The organism is Micromonospora sp. NPDC002717, assembly GCF_040295705.1.
Lineage (GTDB): Bacteria > Actinomycetota > Actinomycetes > Mycobacteriales > Micromonosporaceae > Micromonospora.
Map to the genome: position 1 here is coordinate 18,991 of NZ_JBEOVW010000044.1, position 23,295 is coordinate 42,285.

Genomic DNA, 23,295 nt, shown 5'->3' on the forward strand with positions numbered 1-23,295 from the left:
CGGCTCGCTCGGCCGAGAGCCACGAGGATCCCCATCTGCGGGGAGAAGTTATTGGGTGTGCGCGAGCGCGGACAACCCCTAACCAGGCGTCCGGCCAGCTAGGGGTGTCCCGGTGCCGACCAGTCGCACTAGCGTCGCCTCGACCGGGTCTGCGTACGGCCCGGTCGGGAACTCCAGCCGCCGGGAAGGACCGCCGAGGATGACCACGCCAGATACCGACAACGGCCTGTGGGTGCGACGTTTCCACCCGGCGCCGGGCGGCGCCCGGCGGCTGGTCTGCCTGCCCCACGCCGGCGGGTCGGCCAGCTTCTACTTCCCCGTCTCCCGCAGCCTCTCGCCCGGCTTCGAGGTGCTGGCGATCCAGTACCCGGGCCGGCAGGACCGGCGCCACGAGGCGTGCATCGGTGACCTCCACCAGCTCGCGCGGGAGGTCTTCACCGTGCTGCGGCCCTGGCTGGACGAGCCGGTGGCCATCTTCGGGCACAGCATGGGCGCCAGCGTCGGCTTCGAGCTGGCCCGGCTGATCGAGCAGGACGGCGGTGCGGCCGCGCACCTGTTCGCCTCCGGCCGCCGCGCGCCGTCGCAGGCGCGGCACGAGACCGTGCACCTGCTCGACGACGAGGGCCTGCTGGCCGACGTCCGGAAGCTGAGCGGGACCAACCCGGCCGTCCTCGGCGACCAGGAGATGCTGCGGGCCGCGCTGCCGGCGATCCGCAGCGACTACCGGGCCGCGGAGACCTACACCTACCGGCCGGGTCCGCCGCTGAGCTGCCCGATCACCGTCTTCACGGGCGACGACGACCCGAAGACGACGGTCGAAGAGGCCCGCGCCTGGTCGACCCACACGACCGGGCCGTTCGACCTGAAGGTCTACCCGGGCGGGCACTTCTTCCTGGCCGAGCACCAGGCGGCGGTCCTACGGGCCATCTCGACGGCCCTGACCGCGGCGCCGGCCATCTGATCCCGACCGGCCGAGGGGCCCGTCCACCGGTGTCACCACCGGTCGGCGGGCCCCTCGGCCGTGTGGGGTGTCACCGCTTGTGGCCCACCGCGATCACGTAGTCGAGCTGCGCCAGCTCGCGCTTCATCAGGTCCTGGTTCTTCCAGTGCGCGGCCATGCTCTTGCGCACGGCGGGCTTGACGACGGCGCGGAACTCGGGGTCGTTGGTCCGGTCGGCCATGTACGCCCGCCAGCCCTCCCAGGTCTGGTCCTTGATCGACTCGACCTGCGGGTTGGCGAAGCCGGCCTCGACCAGCTCCTGCCGGTACGTGTCCCGGTCGTGCCAGTTCTCCTTCGGGATGCTGAACTTGACGAAGCTCAGCGGGCCCGACTGGATGGCCGCCCGGACGACGTTGGCGCTGACCGGGATGATGTCGGCCGTGGCCAGCACGCCACCCGGGCGGAGCACCCGCAGCGCCTCGGCGAAGAACGCGCTGCGCGGGTAGAAGTGGAAGGCGGACTCCAGCGCCACGACCCGGTCGAAGGTGTTGTCCTCGAAGGGCAGTTCGGTGGCGCTGCCCAGCCGGAAGTCGGTCCGGTCGGCGAAGCCCTCCTCCTGCGCCCGGCGCTGCGCGGCCTCGACGTGGTGCGGGGTGATGTTGAGGCCGTACACCTTGGCGACCCGGCGTTCGCGCAGCCACTTGAAGTCCTGGTCGGCGTAGCCGAAGCCGACGTCGAGGACGGTGTCGTCGGGCTTGAGCCCGGCGGCGTCGGCCAGCTTGTCGGCCAGCGCCTCGGCCGCCGTGTCGAGGTCGGTGACCCCGTCCTCCCAGTAGCCGACGTTCATGTAGTGGGTGCGGCGCGCCGCGAACTCCACGTCGGGTGACTGGATCTCGTAGAAGCGCCGGACCCGGGTGATCGGGTCGGCGGTGAAGACCGTGCGGATCGCCCGGCCGGCGATCTTCAGGTTCTCGAACATGTGGTGTTCCTTCCGGTGGGTGGAATGCTGATCAGCCGCGCCGGACCTGCCGACGCAGGTCCTCGACGAGCGCGGGCACACCGGCCGGGTCGGCGGCCGTGCCGAAGACGTAGAAGTCGGGCCGGACGAGCACCGCCACGGCGTCGTACCGCTTGAGGAGGGGCAGGTACACGTCGTCGAGGTCGTACGCGGTCGGCGCGGCGCCGGATTCGGGGGCGGGCGCGCCGGCGGGAACGACCCGGACGACCCGGGCGTCGAGCGAATCCAGGAAGGCCCGGGCGTCCGCGTCGAGCAGGCCGTCCGGGTCCTCGGCGCAGAGCAGGGCGAAGCCGGTGCCGACGACGTCGTCGAAGAGCCCGGCGCGGCCGTCGACCTCGACGCGTCCCTGCGGCATCGGTACGCCGGCACCGGCCTCGTCGCCCCGGTGGTGCAGGACCCCGCCCGCCAGCGGCTCCAGCAGGGAACGGGTACGCGGGCGGGCGGTGCGGCGGCGCAGTTCGGCGAGCATGACGGAGTCCCGGCCGGCCGCGGCGGCGCGGTCGGTCTCGCAGATCACCGTGCCCGAGTCCATGGACATCCGGATGGCGTGCTGCACGTGGGCGCAGCGCTCCTCCTGGTAGGTGTCCAGCAGGGCCTCGTCGGCCAGGCCGCGGTGCACCAGGTCCAGCTTCCAGGCGAGGTTGATCGCGTCCCGAAAACCGGAACTCATTCCCTGCCCCATGAACGGCGGCATGACGTGCGCCGCGTCGCCGGCGATCAGGATCCGGCCGGAGCGCCAGCGGTCGGCCGAGCACGCCTGGGTGGTGTAGACGCCGTACCGCTCCAGGGTGGCGTTCGCGGGCGTGATGTCGAAGAGGCCGAGCAGTCGCCAGACGCTCTCGACGCTCTCGAACTCCTCCCGGCTCTCCCCCGGCACCCGCATGAACTCCCACCGCCGGTGTCCGGGGCCGGCCGACACGGCGGTGCGGGGGCGCGCCGGGTCGCAGACCTGGAGGTTGTTCGGCTTGAACTCGCGGGCCTCGTGCGGCACCACGTCGCAGACCAGCCAGTCGTACGTGAAGCCGAGGTCGGTGACGCCGCTGCCCAGGTGCTCCCGGACGAAGCTGTTGGCCCCGTCGCACCCGATCACCCAGCGGGCGGCGCGGACCTCCTCGCCGTCCGGCCCGGCGATGGTGACCTCGACCCGGTCGTCGTGCTCGGCCAGGCCGGTCACCTGGTACGGGCGCAGCACCGTGACGCCCGGCAGTTCCGCTCCCCGCTCGGCGAGCAGCGCCTCCAGGCCGGGCTGGTAGAAGGAGACCGAGTCGGGCCAGCCCATCGGGCCCTCGCCGGTCACCTTGACGTGCAGCAGGGTCCGCCCGAAGCCGTTCTTGAAGGTGTACTCGCCCGACGACTCCACCACCGGGCCAAGCCGGTCGGCGACCCCGGCGGCGGCCAGGATCCGGCTCGCCTCGCCGTCGTACGACACGGCGCGCGGGAAGTTGTACGGGATGGCCCACCGCTCGACCGCCGTGACGGTGAGGCCCCGCTGCGCCAGCAGGATCGTGAGCATCTCACCCACCGGGCCGTAGCCCACGATCAGCACGTCGGTCATCAGCATCGGTATCGGTTCCTCGCGGGGTCGGTCGGACACGGTGTCGTGGGGACGGCTTGCGCCGTCCGGGGCGGCCGGGCGGCTGTCAGAGGCCGAGTTCGGCGTCGATGAGGTCGAAGATCTCGTCGTCGCTGGCCCGGTCGAGGTCGATGTCGAGGTCGGGGTCGCCGCCCGAGCCGGCGCGCATCGTCCGCCACTTGGCGATGAGCACCTCCAGCCGGGAGCCGATCTGGGCGTGCAGCTCCGGCTCGACGCTGGCTTCGGTCAGCGAGCGTTCCAGGTTCTCCAGGTCCGTGAGGACCGGCGGAACGTCGGGGCCGGTGTCCGGCGCGAGCTGGGCGAGCAGGAACGCGGCCAGCGCGTTCGGGTCCGGGTAGTCGAAGATCAGCGTGGCCGGCAGGCGCAGGCCGGTCGCCGTGGTGAGCCGGTTGCGCAGCTCGACGGCGGTCAGCGAGTCGAAGCCGATCTGGCTGAACGCCCGGCCGGGGGCGACCGCCGCGCGGCTGCCGTGCCCGAGCACGCTGGCCGCCTGCTCGCGGACCAGGTCGACCAGCAGGGTGTGCCGGTCGGGACCGGCCAGGGCCCCCAGTTCGTCGGCGAGGGTACGGCCGCCGGCGGCCGGGGCGGCCGACCGGGCGCTGGGCCGTTCCCGCCGGGTCAGCCCGCGCAGCAGGGCCGGGGGCCGGTCGACCTGGCCGAGCGCGGCGACGTCGATCCTGGTGGGCACCAGCACCGGCTCGGCCGCCCGCAGGCCCGCGTCGAACAGGGCCATGCCCAGGTCGGACGGGATCGCGAGCTGCCCGTCCCGGGCGGTGATCCGGGGGTCGGTCCGGTCCAGCTTGGCGGTCATCTCACTGGCCTGCTCCCAGAGGCCCCAGGCAAGCGACCGGCCCGGCAGCCCCTCGGCGTGGCGCGCCAGCGCGAGCGCGTCGAGGAACGCGTTGGCCGCCGCGTAGTTCGCCTGGCCGGGTACGCCGAAGACGCCGGCGCCGGAGGAGAACAGCACGAATCCGGCGAGGTCGAGGTGCCGAGTCAGTTCGTGCAGGTGCCACGCGGCGTCGAGCTTCGGCGCGAACACCGTGTCGACGCGCTGCGGGGTCAGGGCGGTGACCACCCCGTCGTCGAGCACCCCGGCGAGGTGCACGACCGCGGTCAGCGGGTACCGCGCGGGTACGGCCGCCAGCACCCGGGCCAGGCTGTCCCGGTCGGACACGTCGGCCGCCACCACCGTGGCCTCGGCGCCCAGGGCCCGCAGCTCGGCGACCGCGTCGGCCGTGCCCGGGGCCTGGTCGCCCCGGCGGCTGACCAGCAGCAGCCGCCGTACGCCGTGTGTCTCGACCAGTCGCCGGGCGACCAGTTGGCCCAGGGTGCCGGTGCCGCCGGTGAGCAGCACGGTGCCGTCGGGGTCCCAGGCCCGGGGCATGGTGAGCACCACCTTGCCGACGTGCCGGGCCTGGCTGACGTAGCGGAACGCCTCCGGCGCCTGCCGCACGTCCCACACCTGGGTGGGCAGCGGGGCGAGCGCGCCGCGTTCGAAGAGCCCCAGCAGCACGACGAGCATGCGCTGCACCTCGTCGGGGTCCTCGAGGGTCAGGTCGAAGGCGGTGTAGTCGACGCCCGGGTGGTCGGCGGCGACCCGGGCGGCGTCCCGGATATCCGTCTTGCCCATCTCGACGAACCGTCCGCCGCGCGGCAGCAGCCGCAGGGAGGCGTCGACGAACTCGCGGGCCAGGGAGTCCAGCACCACGTCGACGCCCCGGCCGCCGGTGGCGTCGGCGAACCGGGTCTCGAACTCCAGGGTGCGGGACGAGGCCAGGTGGTCGTCGTCGATGCCCATCGCCCGCAGGGCGTCCCACTTGGCGGGGCTGGCGGTGGCGTACACCTCGGCGCCCAGGTGCCGGGCGAGCTGCACGGCGGCCATGCCGACGCCGCCGGCCGCCGCGTGCACCAGCACCGACTCGCCCCGACCGAGCCCGGCCAGGTTGACCAGGCCGTGGTACGCGGTCAGGAAGACCACCGGCACGGACGCGGCCGCCACGTACGACCAGCCGGCCGGCATCGGGGCCAGCAACCGGCGGTCGGTGACCGCGACGGGCCCGAAGCAGCCCACGAACACCCCGAACACCCGGTCGCCGGGGCGCAGGTCGGTCACCTCGGCGCCCACCTCGACGACCTCGCCGGCGCCCTCGCCGCCGAGCGGCCCCGCGTCGCCCGGGTAGAGGCCGAGCGCGTTGAGCACGTCGCGGAAGTTCAGGCCGGCGGCGCGGACGCGGACGCGGACCTCGCGGGGCCCGAGGACGGCGTCGGCGGCGTCGGTCGGGCTGAGGGTGAGGTTCTCCAGGCTGCCGCGCACCGGCGCGTCCAGCCGCCACGCGGCGGCGGGCGGCGCGGTGAGTTCGCCCGCCGAGCCGGCCCGCGCCAGCCGCGGTACGTACGCGACGCCGCCGCGGACGGCGGCCTGCGGCTCGGCCGCGGCCAGCAGCGCGGCGACCTGGTCGGGGTCGATCCCGTCGCTGTCGACGTCGACGACGACCACCTGGTCCGGGTTCTCCGACTGGGCGGAGCGGACCAGCCCCCACGCCGCCGCGGCGGCCGGGTCGGTGACCTCGCCGGCGCCGTGCACGGCCACCGCGCCGCGGGTCACCAGCAGCAGCCGCGAGGCCGCCCAGCGGGGTTCGGTGAGCCAGCGCCGGACCAGGTCGAGGGCCGCGACGGCGGCGCGGCGGGCCGCCCGGGGGGCCGGCTGCGCGGGCTCCGTGTCGAGCGGCACGAGCACGGCGCCGGGCAGGTCCAGCCCCGCGTCGACGGCGGCCGCGAGCCCGTCCAGCCCCGCGTGGAGCGGGAACCCGTCGAGGCCGGGGGCGACCGCCACGGCCGCGACCGGGGCGACCCCGTCGGCCGGCGGAAGGGGCGTCCAGTCGACGCGGAACAGGGCGTCCCGGGTGGCCCGGTCGTCGGTGACGGCCAGCTCCGTGGCCGAGATCGGCCGCATCGTCAGGGCGGTCACGTCGGCGACCGGGGCGCCGGTCGGGTCGGCGGCGGTCACCGCGATGGCGTGCGGCCCGACCTGGGTGAGCTGGACCCGCAGCGCGGTCGCGCCGGTGGCGTGCAGGGTGACGCCGTTCCAGGCGAACGGCAGCAGCAGGCGGCCGGCCCCCGCCTCGGCCAGGCCGCCGAAGTGGGCGGCGTGCAGGGCGGCGTCGAGCAGGGCCGGGTGCAGGCCGTAGCGGTCGGCGTCGACCCGCTGGGCCGCCGGCAGCTCCACCTCGGCGTAGACCTCGTCGCCGCTGGTCCACACCGCGCGCAGCCCCTGGAACGCCGGCCCGTACGCGTACCCGTCGGCGGCGAGGCCGGCGTAGAACCCGGTCAGGTCGACGGGGCGGGCGTCGCGCGGCGGCCAGGCGGTGAGCTGCGGCGGCGAAGTGGGCTGGGCGGCGGAGAGGGTCGCGCTGGCGTGCCGGGTCCACGGGCTGCCGGCCGGGCCGTCGGCGGGCCGGGAGTGCAGGGTCACCGGGCGGCGTCCGTCGTCGCCGGCCGCGCCGACCGCCACCTGCACCTGGGTGGCGCCGTTGGCGGGCAGGGTCAGCGGGGCCTCGATGACCAGCTCGTCGAGGACGGGGTGGCCGATCTCGTCGCCGACGCGCAGGCAGAGTTCCACCAGGCCGGTGCCGGGCACCAGCACGCTGTCGGTGACCCGGTGGTCGGCGAGCCACGGCTGGGCGTCGGTCGACAGCCGCCCGGTGAACAGGTGTCCCTTCGCCTCGGCCAGCGCCACCGACGCCCCGAGCAGCGGGTGCCCGGCGGCGTCCAGGCCGGCGGCGCCGACGTCGCCGGGGCCGGCGACCGGCCGGGGCCAGTAGCGGCGGTGGGCGAAGGCGTACGTGGGCAGGTCGACCCGCCGGCCGCCGGCCAGCGCGGGCCGCCAGTCGACGGGCACCCCGGCCACGTGCAGCTGGGCCAGGGAGAGCAGGAACCGGTCGTGGCCGCCCTGGTCACGCTGCACCGAGCCGACCACCACGGTCCCGCCGTCGTGGTCGGCGAGGGTCTCCTCGATCCCGACGGTGAGCACCGGGTGGGGGCTGCACTCGACGTACGTGTCGTGCCCCTGGTCGGCCAGCGACCGGACGGCCCGCTCCAGCTCGACCGGCTGCCGCAGGTTGCGGTACCAGTAGTCGGGGCCCATCTCCGCGCCGTCGAGCCAGCGCAGGTCGGTGGTGGAGAACAGCGGCACGGCCGCCGGGCCGGGGGCGATGCCGGCGAGCGCCTCGGCCAGCTCGTCGCGGATGCGTTCCACGTGTGCCGAGTGGGAGGCGTAGTCCACCGCGATCCGGCGGACCCGGGCCTGCTCGGCGGCCAGTTCGGCGAGGAGTTCCTCCACCGCCGCCGGCTCGCCGGAGACCACCACGGCGGCCGGGCCGTTCACGGCGGCCACCGCGATCCGGTCGCCGAAGCGGGCGATCCGGTCCCGGACCGTGTCGGCGGGCAGGGCGACGGAGGCCATCGCCCCGTGCCCGGCGAGCGCCCGCAGTGCGCGGCTGCGCAGCGCCACCACCCGGGCGGCGTCGGGCAGCGAGAGCACCCCGGCGACGCAGGCGGCGGCGATCTCGCCCTGGGAGTGGCCGACCACGGCGGCCGGCTGGACGCCGTACGAGCGCCACAGCTCGGCGAGCGACACCATCATCGCGAACAGGGCGGGCTGCACCACGTCGACCTCGTCGAGGCCGGGCGCGCCGGGCGCCCGGCGCAGCACGTCCAGCAGCGACCAGTCCAGGTGCGGCCGCAGGGCCGCGTCGCAGGCCGCCATCCGCTCGGCGAACACCGGGGACTGGTCGAGCAGGTCCAGCCCCATGCCGAGCCACTGGGAGCCCTGGCCGGGGAAGACGAAGACGCACCTGCCGGCGGGCCGGGCGTCGCCGCGTACCACGGCCGGGTCGGGCCGGCCGTCGGCGAGCGCGTCGAGGGCGGCGGAGATCCGGTCCGGGTCGGCGCCGACGAGCACCGCCCGGGCGTCGAAGGTGCTCCGACCGGTGGCCAGCGACCAGGCCAGGTCGAGGGGGTGCTGGTCGGGCCGGTCGGCGAGGTGGGCCCGCAGCCGACGGGCCTGCCCGGCCAGCGCCTCCGGGGTACGCGCCGAGAGCAGCCACGGCAGCGCGCGGGGCGTCCCGGCGGCGGTTTCCGGCGTCGTCCCGGCCACCGCCTCCGTGGTCGGCCGGACGGGCGGCTCCGGGGCGGGCCCGGCGGCCTCCCCGGCCGGTGCCGGGTCGGCGACGGCCTCGACGATCACGTGGGCGTTGGTGCCGCTGATGCCGAACGACGAGACGCCGGCGCGGGCCGGCCGGTCCGCCCGGGGCCAGGGGCGCACCTCGGTGAGCAGCTCCACCGACCCGGCGTCCCAGTCGACCCGGGAGCTGCGGCGCTCGGCGTGCAGCGTGCGGGGCAGCCGGCCGTGCCGCATGGCGAGGACCATCTTCAGCACCCCGGCCACGCCGGCCGCGGCCTGGGTGTGCCCGAGGTTGGACTTGACCGAGCCCAGCAGCACCGGCGCGGCGTCGGCCGGGCGCTGCCCGTACGTGGCGAGGATCGCCTCCGCCTCGATGGGGTCGCCCAGCGAAGTGCCGGTGCCGTGCGCCTCCACCACGTCCACGTCGGCGGGGGTCAGCCCGGCGGCGCCCAGCGCGGCCCGGATGACCCGCTCCTGGGACGGCCCGTTCGGGGCGGTCAGCCCGTTGGACGCGCCGTCCTGGTTGACCGCCGAGCCGCGGACCACGGCGAGCACCGGGTGGCCCCGGCGGCGGGCCTCGGAGAGGCGTTCCACGACCAGCATCCCGACGCCCTCGGACATGCCGAAGCCGTCGGCGTCCTCGGCGAACGCCTTGCACCGCCCGTCGGCGGCGAGGCCACGCTGGCGGCTGAACCCCGTCAGCCCGGCCGGGCTGGACATCACGGACACGCCGCCGGCCAGGGCCAGGTCGCAGTCGCCCTGGCGCAGCGCCTGGACGGCCAGGTGCAGCGCGACCAGCGACGCCGAACAGGCGGTGTCCACGGTGACCGCCGGCCCCTCCAGCCCGAGCGCGTACGCGACCCGCCCGGACAGGACGCTGCCGGCCGTGCCGGTGAGCAGGTGTCCCTCATCGGCGGTGACCTCACCGTCGTCGGAGGCGACCCCCGGGGCGACCTGGCCCGCGTAGTCCTGGCCGTGGGTGCCGGCGAAGACGCCGGTGCGGCTGCCGTGCAGGGTGACCGGGTCGATGCCGGCGCGCTCCAGCGCCTCCCACGAGGTCTCCAGCAGCAGCCGGTGCTGCGGGTCCATGGCGAGGGCCTCGCGGGGGCTGATGCCGAAGAACTCGGCGTCGAAGTCGGCGATGCCGGTGAGGAACCCGCCGGCCCGCACGTACGTCCGGCCGGGCGTGCCGGGCACCGGGTCGTAGAGGTCGGCCAGCGGCCAACCCCGGTCGCCCGGCAGGTCGCCGATGACGTCCCCGCCGGCGTCGAGCAGCCGCCACAGCTCCTCGGGGGAGCCGATGCCGCCGGGGAACCGGCAGGCCATGGCGACGATGGCGACCGGCTCGTCCAGGGCGACGGTGGTGGCGTCGGTGACCTCGGCGGCGGCGGTGCCGAGCAGCCGCGCGTGCAGGTGCGCGGCGAGCAGCTCCGGGGTGGGGTGGTTGAACACGGCGTGCGGGGCGAGCCGGACGCCGGTGACGGCGGTGATCCGGTTGCTCAGTTCCACCGCCATCAGCGAGTCGAAGCCGAGTTCCTTGAAGGGGCGGCGCGGCTCGACCTGTTCCGGGCCGGTGTGCCCGACCACGGTGGCGCACCGGGTGCGCACCAGCTCCAGCAGCAGGGCGGCGCGGTCGAGCTCGGCCAGCTCGGCCAGCCGGTCGGCGAAGCCCGCGGCGGCGGCCGGCGCGGCGCCCGCGTTGACGGCCCGGCGGGGTGGCGGGGGCAGCAGCGCCCGCAGCAGGGCGGGCACCTCGCCGGAGGCCCGGACGGCGGCCAGGTCGAGCCCGACCGGCACCAGCGCCGGCCGGTCGGCGTGCAGCGCGGCGTCGAGCAGCGCCAGGCCGGCGGCCGTGTCCAGGGGGCGGGTGCCGCCCCGGGCGAGCCGGGCCAGGTCGGCCGGGGTGAGCCGGCCGGCCATCCCGTCCTCGGTGGCCCACAGCCCCCAGGCCAGGGCGGTCGCCGGCAGTCCGTGCGCGCGGCGGTGCGCGGCGAGCGCGTCGAGGAACGCGTTGCCGGCCGCGTAGTTGCCCTGGCCGGGGCTGCCGAAGACGGCGGCGGCCGAGGAGAACAGCACGAACGCGGCCAGGTCCAGGCCGGCGGTGAGTTCGTGCAGGTGCCAGGCCCCGTGCACCTTGGACCGCAGGGTCCGCTCCCAGCGGGCCGGGTCGAGGTCGGTGAGCAGCGCGTCGTCGGTGGCCCCGGCGGCGTGCACCACCGCGACCAGCCGGTCGGCCAGCGAAGCGACGACCTCGGCGAGGGCCGCCCGGTCGGCCACGTCGACCGCGACCACCCGGACGGTGACGCCGGCGTCGGCCAGGTCGGCGGTCCAGTCGGCGGCCCGGCCGGTACGGCTGAGCAGCACCAGCTCGGCGACGCCGTGCACGGTGGCGAGGTGGGCGGCGACGTGCCGGCCGATCCCGCCCGTGCCGCCGGTCACCAGCACCGTGCCGCCGGCCAGCGCCGGGGCCGGCGTGCCGGCCGGCGGGTGCTCGACCGGGCGGAGCCGGGGCAGCGACGCCCGCCCGTCGCGGACCGCGACCTCGGGCTCGTCCACGGCGACGGCCAGCGCCGCCCGGACGGTGGCGTCGTCGGTGGCGTCGAGACTGAGCAGCAGGAACCGGTCGGGGTGCTCGGCCTGGGCGACCCGGACCAGCCCGGCCACCGGGGCGTGCACCGGGTCGGCGTCGCGGACGGCCACGGCCAGCCGGGTGGTCTCCGCGCGGGGGTCGGCCAGCCAGCGCTGGAGCACGTCGAGGACGGCGAGGCCGACGGCGTGCGCCCGGTCGGGCACCGGGGCGGTCGGCTCGCCGTCGCCGACGCGCAGCACCAGCAGCGGCGGCAGCGGCCCGTCCGGGGGCGTGTCGTCGGCAAGCGTCCAGGAGGGCGCCGGCGTCGCCGGGAACGCCGCCGGCAGCCAGTCGACGGCGTACAGGCCGGCGGGGGCGGGCGCGGGCGTCGGCGCGTCGGCGGGCGGCAGCTCCACGGACCGCAGCACGATCCGGTCCGCGTCGAGCACGGGTGCGCCGGCGTCGTCGACGGCGCTCAGCGTCACCGCGTCCGCCCCGGCGGGGGCCAGGCTGACGCGCAGCGCGTGCGCGCCGGTGGCGTGGACGCGTACCCCCGTCCAGTCGGTGGGCACCAGCCGGACGGTGGGCGCGGCCTCAACGCCGTCGGGCACGGCGTCCGGGTCGGCGGAGGGCGCGACGTCGGCGCCGGGCGCGAAGTCGGCGAGCGGGATCAGGCGCAGGGCCGCGTCCAGCACCAGCGGGTGCACGCCGTACCGCTCGGCGTCCGGGTCCCGGGCGTCCTCGGGCAGGCGTACGTCGACGAAGAGCCGGTCGGCGGCGACCCACGCGGCCCGGGTCAGCTCCCCGGCGACCGCCCGGGACCGCGGGGTGGTCAGGTCCACCGGCCGGGCCCCGGCAGGCGGCCAGGCCGGGGCGAGGACGCTGTGCCCGCTCTCGGCGTCGACCGGGCCGAGCACCGCCTCGGCGACCTCCCGCCACGGCTGCCCGTCGCCGGGCCGGACGTGGCAGCGCGCCGTACGGCGCCCCTGCTCGTCGGGCGCGGAGACGCCGACCTGCACCTCGACGGTCAGCTCGGCGGGCAGCGGCACCGGCTCGGGGACGCGCAGCCGCTCCACGGTCGGGGTGCCGAGCTGCTCGCCGAGGTGGGTGAGCATGTCCAGCAGCGCGGTGGCGGGCAGCAGCGCCGGCGCGCCGTCGCCGGGGACGGCCAGCCACGGCTGGGTGGCCGCGGAGACCTGGCCGGTGCAGACCACCTCCCCGGTGCCCGCGACCGGCAGCACCGCGCCGAGCAGCGGGTGCCCGGCGTCGGCCAGCCCGACGCCGACCGGGCCGCCGGCCGCGGCCCCGGTGGGCAGCCAGTAGTGCCGGCGCTGGAAGGCGTACGTGGGCAGGTCGACCGGGCGGTGCGGGCCGGGGCCGGCGAGGGCGGCGCGGTCCACGGCGACACCCCGCACGTGCAGCCGCGCCACTGCGGCGAGCAGCGCCGCCGGCTCGTCGGAGCCGCCGCGTACGGCGGGCACGAAGGCCAGCTCGTCGGCGTCGGCGGCGAGGCAGTCCTGGGCCATGGCGGTGAGCACGCCGGCCGGGCCCAGCTCCAGGAAGGTGGTGACCCCCTGCCGGTGCAGGGCCCGCACGCCGTCGTGGAAGCGGACGGTGCCCCGCACGTGCGCCACCCAGTAGTCGGGCGAGCAGAGCCGCGCCGGGTCGACGGGGTGGCCGGTCAGGTTGGACACCACCGGCAGGTGCGGGGTGCGGTACGTGAGGCCGGCCGCCACCTCGCGGAACGCGTCGAGCATCGGCTCCATGCGCGGCGAGTGGAACGCGTGCGACACCCGCAGCCGGCTGGTCCGCCGCCCGGCGGCGCGCAGGGTGGCCGCGACGGCCAGTACGGCGTCGGTGTCCCCGGAGACGACCACGCTGGTCGGGCCGTTGACGGCGGCGAGGCCCACCCGGTCGGTCAGCTGGGCGGCCACCTCGGCCTCGTCGGCCTCGACGGCGACCATCGCGCCCCCGGCCGGCAACTGCTGCATGAGCCGGGCCCGGGCGGCGACGAGCGCCGCCGCGTCGGCGAGCGGGAACACACCGGCCACGTGCGCGGCGGCCAGCTCGCCGACGGAGTGCCCGAGCACCGCGTCGGGGCGTACGCCCCAGGACTCCAGCAGGCGGTAGAGGGCCACCTCGAAGGCGAACAGCCCCGGCTGGGTGTAGAGGGTCTGGTCGAGCTGCTCGGCCAGGTCGCTGCCCTCGGGGGCGAACACCACGTCCGCGACGGGGTGCGGGGCGTGGCCGGCGAGGCAACGGTCGAGTTCGGCGCAGGCGGCGTCGAACGCGTCGGCGAAGACGGGGTACGCCGCGTGCAGTTCGCGGCCCATGCCGGGGCGTTGGCCGCCCTGCCCGCCGAAGAGCAGGCCGAGCTGGCCGTCGACGACCCGGCCGGTCAGCAGCGCCGGGACGTCCGGATCCGGCTCGCCCCGGGTCAGCGCGGTCAGCCCGGCGCGGGCGGCGGCCGCGTCGCCGGCCAGCACCACGGCCCGGTGCTCCAGCGCGGCGCGGGTGGTGGCGAGCGCATGCCCGACGTCGGCCGGGTCGGCGTCCGCCCCGGGCCCGTCGAGCCAGGTCAGCAGCCGGGCCGCCTGGTCCCGCAGCGCCTCGTCGGAGGCGCCGGCGAGCAGCCACGGCACGGGCGTCCGAGGGCCGTCGGCGGACCCGGTCCGCGGCTGCGGCCCGTCGGTCGCCGGGTCGGCGGGGGGCGCCTCGACGATGACGTGGGCGTTGGTGCCGCTGATGCCGAACGACGAGACGCCGGCCCGGCGGGGCCGCCGCACGTCGGGCCACGGGCGGGCCTCGGTGAGCACCTCGACGGCGCCGGCCGACCAGTCCACCTCGGACGTCGGGGCGTCCACGTGCAGGGTGCGGGGCATCGTCCCGTGCCGCATGGCGAGCACCATCTTGATCACCCCGGCGGCGCCGGCGGCGGCCTGGGTGTGGCCGAGGTTGGACTTCAGCGAGCCCAGCCGCAGCGGCTCGGCGTCGCCGCGGCCCGCGCCGTACGTGGCGAGCAGCGCCTGCGCCTCGATCGGGTCGCCGAGCCGGGTGCCCGTGCCGTGCGCCTCGACGACGTCCACGTCGGCGGCGGCGAGGCCGGCGGCGGCGAGCGCCCGGCGGATGACCCGCTCCTGGGCGGGGCCGTTGGGGGCGGTCAGCCCGTTGGACGCGCCGTCCTGGTTGACGGCCGAGCCGCACAGCACGGCGAGGACGGGGTGCCCGCGCCGGCGGGCGTCGGAGAGCCGTTCCAGCAGCAGCACCGCGACGCCCTCGGACCAGCCGGTGCCGTCGGCGCCCTCGGCGAACGCCTTGCACCGGCCGTCCGGGGCGAGCCCGCGCTGCCGGCTGAACTCGACGAACGCCTGCGGGGTCCCCATGACGGCCACGCCGCCGGCCACCGCGAGGGAGCAGTCCCCGGCGCGCAGCGCCTGGGCGGCCAGGTGCAGCGCCACCAACGACGACGAACACGCCGTGTCGACGGTGACCGCCGGCCCCTCCAGCCCCAGCGCGTACGCGACCCGGCCGGAGACGACGCTGCCGGCGGTGCCGACGCCGAGGTAGCCCTCGGTGCCGGGCGGCGCCTGCCGCAGGTTCGCCGCGTAGTCGTGGTGCATGACGCCGGTGAAGACGCCGGTGGCGCTGCCGCGCAGCGAGGTCGGGTCGATGCCGGCCCGCTCGAACAGCTCCCAGGACGTCTCCAGCAGCAGCCGCTGCTGCGGGTCCATGGCCAGCGCCTCGCGGGGGCTGATCGCGAACAGGGTGGCGTCGAAGTCGGCAGCGTCGGTGAGGAAGCCACCCACCCTCACGTACGACGTGCCGGGCCGGTCGGGGTCGTCGGAGAACAGGTGCGCCAGGTCCCAGCCCCGGTCGGCGGGGAACTCCGTGAGCCCCTCCCGCCCCTGGTCGACCAGCTCCCACAGCTCCTCGGGAGAGCCGACGCCGCCGGGCAGCCGGCAGGCCATGGCGACGACGACCACCGGGTCGTCGACAGTGGACGACGGCGCGGGCCGCTCAGGGACCGTGCCGGGCTCCGGGCTGGCCCCGCGCAGCCGGGCGGCGAGATGCCGGGCGAGGGCCTCCGGGCTGGGCTGGTCGAACGCGGCCGTGGCGGAGAGCCGTACCCCGGTGGCCCGGGCCAGCCGGTCGCGCAGGGCGACCGCGCTGACCGACGTGAAGCCGAGTTCCTTGAAGGCCCGGCCCGGGCGGACCGCGGCCGGTCCGGGCAGGTTGGCCACCTCCGCCGTGGCGGCGCGGACCAGGTCGAGCAGGATCCGGTCGCCCTCGGCGGTGGTCAGCCCGGCCAGCCGGCGGCGCAGCTCGGCGGCCTCCCGGTCGTCCACGGCGTCCTGGTCGGCCCCGACGGGCGTACGCAAGGCGGGGTGCGCGGCGTCGGCGTGACCCGCCGGACGGGCGAGCAGGACCAGTTCGTCGCCGTCGTGGGCCACGTCGAACGCGGCGAGGTCGGCGCGCACCTCCGCCGGCAGGTCACCGGTCGGTTCCCCGGCGGTGGGCGGCGTCAACGGCTCCCGGTCGGCGCGCGCGGTCGTACCGACGAGCCGGGCCGGCAGGCCGGCGGCCCGGCGGCGGGCGGCCAGGGCGTGCAGGGCGCCGACGGCCGACGCGGCCTGCTCCCGGTCGGCGGCGCCCAGCAGCAGGGCGGACGGGGCGAGGACGGTGAACGCGGCGGCCGGGTGCCGGGTGCCGGCGTCCAGCGTCCCGGCGAGGCCGAGCAGCCGGTCGGCGGCGTCGTCGTCGGCCAGGTCGTCCTCCGACGGGCAGAGGAAGACCGCGCCGGCCGGCTCGTCGCCCGCCCGGTCGGCGGGCAGCGCGACGGCCTCGGCGCCGGCGGCGGTGAGCTCGGCGGCCAGGTCCGCCAGCGCGGCCGCGGCCGTGGCGCCCGCGTGCGGCAGCCGCAGCCGGCGGACGCCGTACGCGGCGACGAGGTGTCGGGCCAGCGCCGCGCCGGTCGGCCCGTCGGCGCCGGTGACCACGACCGGGTGGGCCGGGTCGGCGACCGCTGCCGGCCGCGCCGGCATGGTCGCGGGGGCGGGCGCGAGGACCGCGTGCCGGGCGGCCCCGGCGCGGAGCGCGACCTGCGCGGCGCCGGCGTCCACCACGGCGGGCAGCAGGGCGATCGAGGTCGCGTCGGCGTCGTGGTCGACCAGCACGATCCGGTCCGGGTGGGCGGCCTGGAGGCAGCGCCCGAGGGCCTGCACCGCGCCGGCCGTCGGGTCGGTCCCGGCGGACGCGGCGGTCAGCAGCACCAGCCGGGTGCCGGCGAAGCGGTCGTCGTCGAGCCAGCCGCGCAGCCGGTCGGCGAGGTCCGCCGGGACGGCGTCGGCCGGGTCGACCGCCAGCACGGTCACGTCGGGCGCGTCCGGGGCCGCGCGCAGGGCGGCGAGGTCGGGGTGGGACCGGAACCGGTCCCCCGTCGGCGCCGCGCGCAGCGCCTCCACCAGTGCCGCGCCCGAGGGCCCGACGACCGCCCAGTGGCGGGCCGGGGCGGCGGCCAGGGCCGCCGTCGGGACGGGCGCCTCGACCGGCGGTACGGCGGTCAGGTCCAGCGGTTGCCAGGCGAGCCGGCTCAGCGTCTCGTGGTGGCTGCCGTTGACCGCGCGCAGCCGGGCCGGCCCGTCGAGCAGCAGCCGGCGGGTGACCTTGCCGGATGCCGTGCGGGGCACCCGCGCGATCTCGTACAGCGCCTCCGGGACCTTGTAATAGGAGAGCTTCTCCCGGCAGGCCGCGTACGCCGCCCGGGGGTCGAAACCGTCGGGCTCCGGCACCACGAACGCCACCGGCACCTCGCCCAGCACGTCGTGCGGGCGGCCGGTCACCGCCACGTCGGCGACGCCGGACACCGCGCGCAGCGCCTCCTCCACCTCGGCGGGATGGATCTTCTCGCCGCCCCGGATGATCAGCTCCTGGTGCCGCCCGGTGACGAAGATGTTGCCGTCGGCGTCGCGCCGGGCCAGGTCGCCGGTGCGGTACCAGCCGTCGCGCAGCGCGGCGGCGGTGAGTTCCGGCAGGCCGTGGTAGCCGAGCATGAGGCTCGGCCCGCGCACCCAGACCTCGCCCTCGGCGCCGGTCGGCACGTCCAGGCCGGTCTGCGGGCTGACCAGGCGCACGTCGACGCCCGGCACCGCGAGCCCACAGGAGCCCTCGACGCGGGGCCGGTCCGGCCGGGTGACGGCGATCGAACCGCAGGTCTCCGTGCTGCCGTACGCGTCGAGCAGCGGCGCGTCGAAGACCTCCTCGAACGCCCGCCGCAGCGCGCCGGTGGTGATCGCCCCGCCGACCAGGCAGACCCGCAGGGCCGGGGCGCGGAAGCCGGTCTCCCGGGCGGCGGTGACCAGGTGGTGGTACATGGCCGGCACGCCGGCCAGCACGGTGGCCTCGTCCTCGTCGACCGCGCGCAGCACGTCGTCGGCGGAGAAGCCGTCCACGAGGCGGGCCGTGGCGCCGACCGCGGTCACGCTGAGCACGCACCCGATGTGGGAGAGACTGTGGAACAGCGGCAGCGGCCAGACCACCCGGTCGGCGGCGGTGAGTCCGGGGATCGGCACATAGCAGGAGGCGACCGACCAGAGGCAGGTGCGCTGGGTGGAGAGCACGCCCTTGGGCCGACCGGTGGTGCCGGAGGTGTAGAGCATCCAGGCGACCTCGTCGAGGCCCAGGTCGTCGCGGGCGTCCGCACCGGGCTCGGTGTCGACCAGCTCGTTCCAGGCGGTGACCCCGTCGGGCATCGGGCCGTCCCCGGTGACCACCATCCGCAGGTCCGGCCGCTCGACGTGCAGCCGCAGCACCTGGTCGAGGTGCTGCGGGTCGGTGACCACCAGGACCGCGCCGGAGTCGTCCAGCAGGTGGGCCAGCTCCGCGTCCGTGCTGCGCGGGTTCAGCGGTACGCCGACCGCGGCGGCCCGCGTGACGGCCAGCCACGTCTCCACCGTCTCCACCCGGTTGCCGAGGCAGAAGGCCACCCGGTCGCCCCGCCCGACGCCCGACGCCGCGAGGTGCCCGGCCAGTCGGCGGGTCCGCGCGTAGAGGTCGGCGTACCCGACCGCTCTGCGGTCGTCGCGGAACGCGACCTTGTCGCCGAAGCTGGCGGCATGGGCCGCGAGCAGATCGGGCAACGGCTGGATCAGGTCGCTCCGAAGCATGTCACCACATTCCGTCCGTCGGCGAGACTCCCTCGTCCGCGGCGTAGACCTCGCTCGCCGTAACGGCCCAAGTCTTCCCAGCGCCCCGCCGGCAACCTACCCCTGTCACCCCCTAAGTCGTCCCCAGATCCGGCCGCCGATCCGATGGCGGGACGCACCGCAGGCCGATGATGGGGCGACCCCCGCAGACCGTCGAGCCCCGTGCTCCACCCGCCCGTCAGCCGAGGTGCCGTCGTTGGAACGCTGCTGGTTGTTCGCCCGCCTGGCCGTGCCGGCCGACGGACGCCCGGACGCGCGGGTGCCCGAGCTGGTCGGCACGGTCCTGACCGACCTCGTCACCGCCGCCCGCCGCGCCGATCCGGGCACGGGCTGGTTCTTCGACCTGCCCGACACGTCCACCGGGCGGTGGCTCAGCCTCGGGTTCCACGGTGCCCCGGCCGCGCTCGACGCGGTCCGGGCGCGGCTGCTCGCGTACGACCCGCGGGTGTCCTTCGCCCCGGCACCGGACGCGGTACGTGACGCCGCCCGGGGCGGCCCGCTCGCGTCCGCGGGCAGCGACCTGGCCCTGGCCCTGCTCGGCGGGGACGCCCCCTGGCTGGCCGGTGTCGAACTGCCGCTGGCCGTGGCACACCTGCGGCACCTGACCGGGCTGGTGCCGCCCGCCGACCGGCTGGCGTTCCTCTTCCTGCACTGGCAGGACCGCAGCCAGCGGCTCACCGGGGCGCAGCGGCGGGACCTGGCCGCGCAGGCGGACGCCGAGGCGGAGAAGATCGTCCTGGCGGCCGGCGACCTGCCGCTGAGCGGGGAGATCGCCGCCGCGTGGCAGCTCTACCTGGACCGGGTGGCCGACGTGGTCGACCGGGAGCACCCGGCAGCGCCGCGCGGCTTCCTGCTCGCGCACCACGCGCAACTCACCCACGAGCGGTGGGGCATCGGGCCGGACGTCGACTCGCTGGCGGCGCTGGCGCTGCGCCTGTCGATGGTCCGCGACCGCCCCGCCGTCGGAGCACCGGCCCCCGTCCCGCACCAGAGGAGACAGCAACCGCATGCACGCGCCCGCGCCTGACCGTCCCGCCCCCGCCGACCCGGCCCGGATCGAGGTGGCGCTCGGCGAGCGCGCGTACCCGGTGCTGATCGGCCCTGGCGTGCGCCACCGGCTGCCGGCGGAGGTGGCGCGGATCGGCGCGCGGCGGGTCGTGGTGGTCTCGGCCCGGCCGCCGGAGTGGACACCCGACCCGGGGGTGCCGCACCGGGTGGTGCCGGCCCGCGACGGCGAGCACGACAAGAACCTGGCCACCGTTGAGCAGCTCTGCCGGGCGTTCGCCGACTTCGGGCTGACCCGTGCCGACGCGGTGGTCTCCTGCGGCGGCGGCACCACCACGGACGTGGTCGGGCTGGCCGCCGGGCTCTACCACCGGGGGGTCGCGGTGATCCACCTGCCGACCTCGCTGCTCGCCCAGGTGGACGCCAGCGTCGGCGGAAAGACCGCGGTCAACCTGCCGGAGGGCAAGAACCTCGTCGGGGTGTACTGGCAGCCCCGGGCGGTGCTCTGCGACACCGAGCACCTCGGCACGCTCCCGGAGCGGGAGTGGCGCAACGGGTACGGGGAGATCGCCCGGGCGCACTTCATCGGCGCCGGCGAGCTGCGCGACCGGCCCGTGGCGGAGCAGATCGCCGCCTGCGTCGCGCTGAAGGCGTCGGTGGTGGCCGCCGACGAACGCGACTCCGGGCTGCGGCACATCCTCAACTACGGACACACGCTGGGGCACGCACTGGAGCGGGCCACCGACTTCCGGCTGCGACACGGCGAGGCGGTCGGCGTCGGCACGGTCTTCGCGGGCCGGCTGGCCGGCGCCCTCGGCCGCATCCCGTCCGACCGGGTGGCCGAGCACCGGGACGTGGTGGCGGACTACGGCCTCGACACGGCGCTGCCCGCCGGCGTCGACCACGACGAACTGGTCGCGCTGATGCGGCGGGACAAGAAGGCCACATCCGGCCTGTCGTTCGTGCTGGACGGCCCGGCCGGCCCCGATCTGGTCGCCGACGTACCCGAGGCCGCCGTCCGCGCCGCCCTCACCGGCATGTGACGGCCGAGGAGCAGAGCGCGCTGCCGCCCTGTCGCCGCCCCACGACGGGAAGCCGGGGTCAGGTCCGGACCGGCCGGCGTACCGGTCGTCGGCCGGACAGGTGACGGTGCCCCCGGGCCGCTTCCGCGACCCGGGGGCGGCTCGTCAACCGCTCAGCGCGCGCTGGATCTGCGCGACCAGCACGCCGCAGGCGTACCGGTCCGAGGCGCCGACCATGCCGACGATGGTGGCCGGCTGCGCGCCGTTGTCCGTCTCCGCCGGGTCGTGGTGCATGAACACGACGAACTGCCCACGATCGATGAATGGGGCGAGGATCGGCTCGGCGTCGAGGCCGGGCGCGAGCGAGAAGAACGTGGTCATCGCGCACGGGTGCTGGCCCAGCAGCGAGCTGCGGTGCAGCACGGATGCGGTGGCTCCGCTGACCCGGAAGTTCGGGTCGATGACCCGCAGTTCGCCGTCCCGGCTGATGCCGGCGTCGAACGCGCAGTAGCCCCGGTATCCGAGCGCACTGGCCTTCCGGACCCCTACGGTCAGCGCTTCGATCAGCTCCGCCGGTGGCTGGTCGTCGTCGTCCATCACACAGCCGACCCACGTCGAGGTGGGCTGCGGCAGGTGTACGGACGCGCCGAAGTACTGCACCGACCCGCTTTCCGTCACGCCGAACTGGAGTCCCCAGATCGTCCGGAAGGGAACCTCCTCCTCGACGATCCACCGATCGCTCACCTGTTCCAGTTGGTTGAACAGTGACCGGTTCAACCGGTCCTGCAACCGCCTGGTGAAGATGGCGATTCCGCTGTACACCTCGACACCGGCCGGTTTCACGACGGCCGGTCGGCGGTCCTGCTGCACGATCCGCCGCACCTCGGCGGGGGTGGCGACCTGGCGGCGGGGCAGGTATTCCGGTGCGATCAGTGATTCCAGCACGGTCTTGTTGTTGAGGCGGGCCAGCAGATCCGGCGACACCCGGGCTCGCGCCTCCCGGAGCTGCGGATCGTGCGGAGGGAATTGGAACTCCAGCACCTCGCCCCGATCGGCGGCTTCCCGGGCGAGTTGCATCGCCTGCACGCCGGAACGGAATTCACGCAGATCGGTCGGCGTCTTGAGACCACACCGACTGAGCAGGCGCAGCGACTTGTCCGCACTCGATCCGGTGCTGCAGATGGCCGCTGCCTGGTGCGGCAGGGTCAGGTGGAGTCCGGTGATCATGTCCAGGCCGTTGTACAGCGCGGCTCCCGCGCCGGCGAGATAGCGGCTGCCGGCGGTCGCCACCGGATCCGGTGGCCGGGCGAGCAACACGCCATCGGGAGCGAACACCTGTACCTGGATGGGCTCATCCATCGAATCTCCTGACATGCCGGCCCACGTGGGGCCTCGGGGTGGCACGAAGTCCGGGTGCGACACGACCACGAACAGCGGAGAACGTGGACGTCGGGAGGCTCCCGGGTCGGGGTGGGGCCGCTCGGCCACGAGAGTCGGGCGTGCCGCGTGCACCGGCTGGACGGGTATCAGGCTGGACCGGCCAGGTAGCGGGCTGGCTTGTGGTCAGCGCTGCGTTGGCGAGGTGCACACCATCAGGCGGTGTCTGAGAATGCCAGTCACCGACTGGGCCATGATCGAGAAAGCATAGTCAGTTCTCATTGCCTCGGGATGGGCCGGTCAGCCGAGCACCGGCGGCCCTTTTCGCCGCCGCGATCGCCGACTCTCCGAGCGGGACCCTCGTCCGATGATTGACCGAATAGCTGCATTCGGAAGGACCACGGGATCACACATAGTTGCGTCTGGACGATCGCGTACCAACCGTTTCGCGCGCCACCGATGCTCCACGGTGGACGGACGTCGCCGTGGGCAATTTCGCCGACAAACTACGACTGACGCACACTGACCAGCTCAAATGGCCGATTCGACGGCGCCGGCACCGCACCCCCGCCGATGCCGCCGCCACGCCGAACAGACCTCCGGCCGCCTTGGCCGCGAATTCCGGCTGAGGCACTAGGGGTCGACGGGGCGTAGCTCTAGGGGTGTACTCCCCTCCACAGGGCTTCGTAGGGTCGGGCCCCATTGGTTCGTCGTTCCCTTCCACCGCAACGGATCGGGGACGATCGTGGGTGCGCGGCGCCCAGATGGACGGGAGGCGCGGGTGACCGGATCGGACACCGACCTGCTCCCGCCGATCCGCGACGTGGCAGCGGTCCGAGAGCCGGGCGGTGACCCCGCCCTGATCACACGGCTGTTCCCGCGCCATGGCCACACCTCCGGCCGATCGGACGCCGCTGGGGCGTCGCCGTGAGCGGTACCGGCGTCCCACGACGCCCGGCACCCGCGCGTCACACCGTGCCGTCCGGCGTACGGCACATCGGCTGACCGGCCGCTCCGGCCACGTGTTTCCGGTCACCCCCCTTTTCAATCGGAGGTTGAGCTCATGTCTGTCGGGTTCGAGCGTGCACAGGCCGTGGCCGGTGCGGTGGACGCCGGGGCTCTGGAGCTGGTGGGTGATCTGCGTCGGCCGGCGGTGTGGCCGGCTCGGGCGGCGTCGGTGTTCCGGGCGTTGTCCTCGTCGTTGCCTGCCGGGACGACCGGCGAGGTGGTGGTGGCGGGGCTGGTGGCGGTTCTCGCGCGGTGGACGGCCCAGGGTGAGGTGGTGGTGGGCCTGTCGTCGGGTGGTGTGTTGCGGGTGGATGTGGCGGGTGATCCGGGTTTCGGGGTGTTGGTGTCGCGGGTGGGTGCGGCGTTGGCCGGGCCGGT

8 protein-coding genes are annotated in these 23,295 nt (G+C 76.0%); 4 read left to right on the top strand and 4 right to left on the bottom strand.

Annotated elements, in window-relative coordinates; all coding sequences use genetic code 11:
• Window positions 1-199: 199 nt before the first annotated feature.
• Complete coding sequence (locus ABT006_RS32770) at window positions 200-961, top strand: thioesterase II family protein (protein WP_350712357.1); 762 nt, start codon at window positions 200-202, stop codon at window positions 959-961.
• 70 nt (window positions 962-1,031) lie between these two features.
• Here ABT006_RS32770 and ABT006_RS32775 read toward each other — a convergent pair whose 3' ends face one another.
• The 3 genes from ABT006_RS32775 to ABT006_RS32785 all read right to left on the bottom strand — a co-directional run bounded on the left by ABT006_RS32775 (window position 1,032) and on the right by ABT006_RS32785 (window position 18,466).
• Window positions 1,032-1,919, bottom strand: coding sequence for a methyltransferase domain-containing protein (locus ABT006_RS32775; RefSeq protein WP_350712358.1), 888 nt, complete (start codon window positions 1,917-1,919; stop codon window positions 1,032-1,034).
• Between the two features lie 31 nt (window positions 1,920-1,950).
• On the bottom strand, window positions 1,951-3,519 hold the full coding sequence (gene mhpA, locus ABT006_RS32780; RefSeq protein WP_350712359.1) for a bifunctional 3-(3-hydroxy-phenyl)propionate/3-hydroxycinnamic acid hydroxylase MhpA: 1,569 nt from the start codon (window positions 3,517-3,519) through the stop codon (window positions 1,951-1,953).
• A 79-nt stretch (window positions 3,520-3,598) separates the two neighbouring features.
• Entirely contained in the window at window positions 3,599-18,466 is a 14,868-nt protein-coding gene (locus ABT006_RS32785) for an SDR family NAD(P)-dependent oxidoreductase (RefSeq protein ID WP_350712360.1), read from the bottom strand.
• Window positions 18,467-18,692: 226 nt separating this feature from the next.
• On the opposite strand from ABT006_RS32785, the gene ABT006_RS32790 reads away from it, so the two are divergent.
• Window positions 18,693-19,532: a hypothetical protein gene (locus ABT006_RS32790; protein WP_350712361.1), complete on the top strand. Its 840-nt coding sequence runs from the start codon at window positions 18,693-18,695 to the stop codon at window positions 19,530-19,532.
• Entirely contained in the window at window positions 19,513-20,553 is a 1,041-nt protein-coding gene (locus ABT006_RS32795) for a 3-dehydroquinate synthase family protein (protein ID WP_350712362.1), read from the top strand. The genes ABT006_RS32790 and ABT006_RS32795 overlap by 20 nt, the downstream gene beginning before the upstream one ends.
• A gap of 144 nt (window positions 20,554-20,697) precedes the next feature.
• On the opposite strand, the gene ABT006_RS32800 is transcribed toward ABT006_RS32795, so the two are convergent.
• Window positions 20,698-21,891 (bottom strand): ATP-grasp domain-containing protein, encoded by a 1,194-nt coding sequence (locus ABT006_RS32800; RefSeq protein ID WP_350712363.1) that lies wholly within the window; start codon window positions 21,889-21,891, stop codon window positions 20,698-20,700.
• Between the two features lie 1,081 nt (window positions 21,892-22,972).
• On the opposite strand from ABT006_RS32800, the gene ABT006_RS32805 reads away from it, so the two are divergent.
• A partial coding sequence (locus ABT006_RS32805; protein WP_350712364.1) for a hypothetical protein occupies window positions 22,973-23,295 on the top strand: 323 nt, incomplete at its 3' end.

Bases quoted from the DNA above. Each gene is read 5' to 3' on its own strand.
- mhpA (WP_350712359.1), bottom strand. From the start codon at position 3,519: ATGCTGATGACCGACGTGCTGATCGTGGGCTACGGCCCGGTGGGTGAG.
- ABT006_RS32800 (WP_350712363.1), bottom strand. From the start codon at position 21,891: ATGGATGAGCCCATCCAGGTACAGGTGTTCGCTCCCGATGGCGTGTTG.
- ABT006_RS32795 (WP_350712362.1), top strand. From the start codon at position 19,513: ATGCACGCGCCCGCGCCTGACCGTCCCGCCCCCGCCGACCCGGCCCGG.
- ABT006_RS32770 (WP_350712357.1), top strand. From the start codon at position 200: ATGACCACGCCAGATACCGACAACGGCCTGTGGGTGCGACGTTTCCAC.
- ABT006_RS32785 (WP_350712360.1), bottom strand. From the start codon at position 18,466: ATGCTTCGGAGCGACCTGATCCAGCCGTTGCCCGATCTGCTCGCGGCC.
- ABT006_RS32775 (WP_350712358.1), bottom strand. From the start codon at position 1,919: ATGTTCGAGAACCTGAAGATCGCCGGCCGGGCGATCCGCACGGTCTTC.